The sequence below is a fragment of the Nonomuraea rhizosphaerae genome (assembly GCF_019396405.1).
GTDB classification, from domain to species: domain Bacteria; phylum Actinomycetota; class Actinomycetes; order Streptosporangiales; family Streptosporangiaceae; genus Nonomuraea; species Nonomuraea rhizosphaerae.
In genome coordinates this window covers 1-5,126 of record NZ_JAHKRL010000015.1, presented here as the reverse complement: position 1 = coordinate 5,126, position 5,126 = coordinate 1, and the positions used below count along the sequence as shown (strand labels likewise).

At 70.9% G+C, this 5,126-nt stretch carries 4 protein-coding genes; all 4 read right to left on the bottom strand.

Features of this window, described 5'->3' with window-relative positions; translation table 11 throughout:
- Nucleotides 1-92: 92 nt before the first annotated feature.
- Nucleotides 93-3,422, bottom strand: coding sequence for a S8 family serine peptidase (locus KME77_RS29690; RefSeq protein ID WP_308250481.1), 3,330 nt, complete (start codon nt 3,420-3,422; stop codon nt 93-95).
- 339 nt (nt 3,423-3,761) lie between these two features.
- Complete coding sequence (locus tag KME77_RS00810; RefSeq protein ID WP_219460275.1) at nt 3,762-4,184, bottom strand: hypothetical protein; 423 nt, start codon at nt 4,182-4,184, stop codon at nt 3,762-3,764.
- A gap of 116 nt (nt 4,185-4,300) precedes the next feature.
- A complete protein-coding gene (locus tag KME77_RS00805; RefSeq protein ID WP_219460272.1) occupies nt 4,301-4,609 on the bottom strand; it encodes a hypothetical protein in 309 nt (102 codons plus the stop codon).
- A gap of 54 nt (nt 4,610-4,663) precedes the next feature.
- Complete coding sequence (locus KME77_RS00800; RefSeq protein ID WP_219460269.1) at nt 4,664-4,999, bottom strand: DUF202 domain-containing protein; 336 nt, start codon at nt 4,997-4,999, stop codon at nt 4,664-4,666.
- Nucleotides 5,000-5,126 lie beyond the last annotated feature (127 nt).

Here is a 5,126-nt window from a genome sequence, read left to right as displayed (position 1 = left end):
GCCGAGGAGCAGGACCGCGGCCATGAGGGCCGCGGGTGACACGGGCGGCGGGCGGTGGTGACCGCCCGCGGCCCGTTCATCCGATCACTGACTCACTGGACGGTGATCTTGTCCACTTCGACCGTGATCCCCCTCACCTGTTCCGTGGAGGTGGCGGTCGTGACCCTGCCGGTCCCGGAGCTGACCCCCTTGATCTTCATCGAGTAGGTCAGCGTCCCGCCGGGAGCGCCCGGCGTGCTGTGGACGACGAGGTCCTCGGTGGGCGGACCGGTGATCTGGTCGCCCGCCGTGCCCTCGTCGTTCTCGGCGCCGACGGTCAGCCCGAAGCCCGCGGGCGGCGCGCCGGGCAGGTTGCCGGGGTCGTAGGCGTAGCTGATGTCCTCCACGCCGTTGAGCCCGATCCACTGCTGGAACACCTTGACGTCGGAGGTGCCGAACAGGTTGACCCGCCACTCCAGCACCAGCCAGGTGCTGACCCCGTCGGTCAGCGTCCCGGCGAGGATGCCGGGCGCGCCGGTGCCGTCGAGGTCGGTCCAGTAGGAGGCGAGCACGGCGTTCGGCCGCGCCGGGTCGGGCAGCGTCTGCGGGTTGAACGCGATGTCGTCCGCCCCGTTGCTGCCGCCGGCGACGCTGTAGCCGTTGGAGGTCACGCCGATCCTGCTGTAGGTCTTCCCAGCGAACTGGAACGGCGGCACCGTGAAGTTCAGCGCCTGCTCGTCACCGATCGGGATCGGCGCGATGCCGAAGATGTCCAGCGGGAGGTACCCGGCGGGTCCGGCGCCCGGCGCGATCGTCGGGCGGTCCGGCTGCCGGCCGGGCAGCGTCACCTTGGTCGTGGCGATCTGGGTGCCGACCTTGGTGGCGCCGGTGACGCTGTTGAGCCGCAGGCGGGCGTCCAGCGTGCTGAGCGCGGTCACCTCGGTGTTCTCCAGCGTGTTGTTCTGCACCGTGACGGTGCAGGTGGACTCACCGGTGTTCCGCGGGATGGCGGACGGCACGCAGGTCTGGTCGACCGGCACCGCGCCCTCCTGACGGAAGAAGGCCACCGGCAGGTGCAGCGCGCGCGAGCCGCCCGACTGCTTGAGGTTGACCTGCCCGAAGTACTGCCCGTCGGGCAGTTCGGGGGCGGTGATGACGATGGTCAGCTTGGCGCTCTTGCCCGGCGCGACCGTGAACGACGGCGGCAGCACCGTGATGTTGGCGCCGCTGACGGTCGTGGCCGAGGTGTTGAACTTGAGCGTCTTGTTGGTGGTGTTGGTGACCGTCCGCTTGGCGGTGATGATGCCCGGCATGGTCGCCGCGTTCACCGAGGGCAGGTTCAGGTCGATCCGGTTGAGCGGGTCGGCGGCCGAGGCGAGGAAGTTGGCCGCCGTCTCGTCCAGGGTCAGGCCGGGGTCACCGGCCTTGGTCAGGTCGATGCGCCCGCCGCCCATGTCGAACGGGTCGGCCGGGGTGGTGCGGTCCTGCTTGGTGACCGAGGTCTTGGCGGTCGTCTCCAGCGCGGACTTGACCTGTCCCGGCGTCCAGTTCGGGTGCAGCGCGAACACCAGCGCCGCCGCGCCCGTCACGTGCGGCGCGGACATCGAGGTGCCCTGGATGACCTGGTACAGGTTGCCCGGCGGCCCTTCGAGCGGTGACTCGGGGGTCGGCGTCATGCCCGCCAGGATGTGGATGCCCGGCGCGGTCACGTCCGGCTTGAGGAAGTCGCCGCCGGGACCGCGTGAGGAGAAGTACGTGATCGCGTCGCCCTGCCAGGTCGCCTTGGCCCCCTGGCTGATCGTCGCGGTCGCGCCCGGGTGCGCCGTCAGGAACGCCATCAGCGTGTCGGTGCCCGGCTTGTCGATGTGCACCGACGGGACCCAGTGGGCGTCGGTGAAGATGTCGAACGGGAAGGAGTTGTAGAGGATCATCCCCACGGCCCCGCCCTGCTGGACGTTGAAGCTCTTCAGCACCCGGTTGGGGCCGCGCTCGCACGCGACGACCTTCCCGGCGAAGATCCCCGGCGGCGCCGGGACGTCGCACAGCGGACGGTTGTACGGCGGCGCCGAGGCCAGCACGACCGGAGCCGCGGTGTTCAGGCCCGGGGTGACGGAGCTGCCGGTGATCTTCGCCGTCGCGCCGCCGCCGGTCAGGGTGAGCGTGGACTGGAACGTCCTGGTCTGCGAGGAGGCCGCCACCGTGGTCACCCAGGGGCTGCGGTGGTCGGTGGTGTTGGCGCCGGGGCCGGAGTTGCCCGCCGACGCCGAGACCAGCACGCCGGCCGCGTACGCGTCGAGGAAGGCCAGCTCGACCGGGTCGCTGTAGGGGTCGGAGCCGCCGGAGATCGAGAAGTTGATCACCCGTACGCCGTCCAGGATGGCACGTGCCACAGCCGCGGCGGAGTCGGAGGGGAAGCATCCCTCGGCGCCGCAGACCTTGTAGACCGAGACCTCGGCCGCGGGCGCGATGCCGTGGATGGGGCCGCGGTTGATGCCCAGCGGGTTGGCGTTGGCCACCGGGCCGCCGGCCGAGGTGGTGGCGGTGTGGGTGCCGTGGCCGTTGGAGTCGCGGGCGCTGTCGGGGTAGACGTCGCCGCCGATGACGGCGTTGTACGTCTCCAGGAACGCCCGGCCGCCGATCAGCTTGTTGTTGCAGACGAACGGGTCGCTGGCGGGGGTCAGCGGGTTGTCGCCGAAGTCGCACTCGCGGGGGGTGCCGTCCTTGGTGGGGCCTGGGGCGGGCAGCCCCGCGGGGCCGGCGAACTGCGGGTGCTCGGGCCAGGCGCCGCTGTCCAGCACGCCCACGATCACGCCCTTGCCGGAGGAGTTGCTGCCGCCGAGCTGGTTGTAGATCGTGTTCGCGCCGATGAAGGCCGGGCTGGAGTCGGTGAGCAGCTGCTGCGGCTTGTCCTCCTGCACGGCCACCGCCCCGGGCAGTTTCAGCAGCTCGGCCGCCTTGTCGCCGGGGACCCTGAGGGCGATGCCGCCGTAGACGGTCCTGATCCGCTGGCCGACCACGGCGCCGGGGACCTTCGCCGCGAGCTGGCCCAGGAACTCGTTCTCGACCTGCGCGATGTGCTGGTCGTACTTCTTGGCCTCGGCGCTCCTGGTGTCGAGCGCCTTGCCGGTGACGGCGGGGCTGGTGCCGGGCAGGCCCGGCAGCCCGCCGCGGTAGGCGGCGAGGGAGTCGTAGTCGAGCTTCACCATGACGTTGACGGGAGCGGGTGAGGTGGCCTTGAGCAGCGCCTGGTCGCTCTTGGCGAGCTTGCCCGTCGGGGACTTGGCGCCTTCCACGACCTCGGCGCCGGTGAGCTGGGTGGCCTTCCACTTGGAAGGAGGCGGGGTGGGAGTGGCGAGCGCCGGCGCCGGGCTCATGACCGCGACGACGCTCAGGCCGGCGGCGACCGATGCCAGCCGGCGTACACGGGATAACCGGGATAACACGAAGATCCTCCTCGTCGAGGGCTGCGTGGACTCGCCACGCCGCCGGGAGGCGTCATGTCACCCCGTCTCAGGACACGCCGGAGAGATCACTGACCCTCCCCGGTGGGCTGTGACGAGCGGAAACGGGCCGCCCGTGCGGGGCGGCTCGATTCCGATCAGAGTGTAAACAGCGATCACGCCGCCGAGAAGACCATCGACTTGCCAGAATCCGGCCGACAATCCAGCACATTTCGGGGCGGACAGGCCCTCGATCGGGCTCTAACGCACCCTGGACGACACGATCTGCGCATCAGGGGCTACGGCGCGTGCACCACCGCCGTCACGCCCCCTGAGCGAGGGTCAGTGCGAGTGCGCCACGCGGATCGCGTTCTCGTACAGCTCGTACGCCACGAACAGCGCCACCGGCACCCCGACGGCCAGCAGCAGCCGCGCCGGCAAAGGTGCCCGCGCCGTGGGATCCCGCCTCGCCACGACGGGTACGACGCGCGCCTCCGCCACGGGCTCCGGCACCGGCGCGGGCACCAGCTCGGGGTGGCGGGACAGGTATCCCGTGGGGAACGACGTGACGTGGTAGGCCCCGCAGCCCGGACAACAGGTGTCGGACGAGGGCGGCTGCACGGTCACGCCGGAGCGCTGCCAGAGCGTGATCTCGTTGCCGTAGTCGTCCGTGACGTGCCGGACGACATACTCCTCCTGCCATACGTGCAGGCAGCTCAGGCACTCGAAAGGCCATGTCTCGCGGGTGTCGTACCCGTCGTGCACCAGGACCACCCCCGGTCACGTACCGCCATCCGCCTCAAGTGTCCGTCCCGCCTCGCGGGGCCCGCAAGACGGGACTTATGACACCTAGGGCTATGAAATGCTCACCTACTGTCAGGTTAAAGCCCGAAAAAACGCTTCGGCACCGGGCTGAGCAGCGGCGTCGCGTCGGGCGCCACGGGACCGGCCTGCGTCCGCAGCTCCGGATGCCTGCTGAGATACCCCGCCGGGAACACGATCGCCTGCTGGCAGCCGCACCGCGGGCAGTCGGTCCCGGACGGCGGCGGGGCCACCGGCGAGCCCGCGAGCATCCACGTCTCGTGCTCGTTGCCGTGACGGTCCTCGCCGTGCCTGACCAGATAGTCCGCTTCCCACACGTGCCAGCATCCGCGGCACTCGAACGGCAGGCTTCTGAACTCCTCTTCCATGAGTCACACCCCCTCCTTCGAGTGTCATCCCGCGATCGGAGGAACCGCAACCGCTTACGACACAACCATGACGAAGACAAGGGCTCCGGCAACCACACTCAGGGTGCCGAGCCAGGCCAGCAGCGCGTCCGCGCCCGAGTCGACGGGCCGGCCACCGTGCAGCGCCTCCTGGACGCGGTGGAAGCGCCTGCCGGTACGGAGCAGGAGGGCGGCCCCGCACAGCGCGGCGGGGGCGAAGGCTAGGACGGCGGCCGGCGGCAGGCCGTGGCGGAACGACAGCCCGACGGCGCCGAGCCCGCCGGTGGCCAGCGCGACCGCGGTGCGGACCCAGGCCAGCCGGGTCCGCTCGCTCTGCAGTCCGGGGTCCCAGATCTCCCCTGCCCTGGACATCACACCGCCGCTGAAAGTGAGCGTGGCATCAGGCCGCCAGGAAGATCAGCACCAGGGCGATGACCGCGACGGCCGCCACTCCGTACCCGAAGACGGCGGCCAGCGCGGGCGGCGGGAGCGGGGGGCG

Bases quoted from the DNA above. Each gene is read 5' to 3' on its own strand.
- KME77_RS00805 (WP_219460272.1), bottom strand. From the start codon at position 4,609: ATGGAAGAGGAGTTCAGAAGCCTGCCGTTCGAGTGCCGCGGATGCTGG.
- KME77_RS00800 (WP_219460269.1), bottom strand. From the start codon at position 4,999: ATGTCCAGGGCAGGGGAGATCTGGGACCCCGGACTGCAGAGCGAGCGG.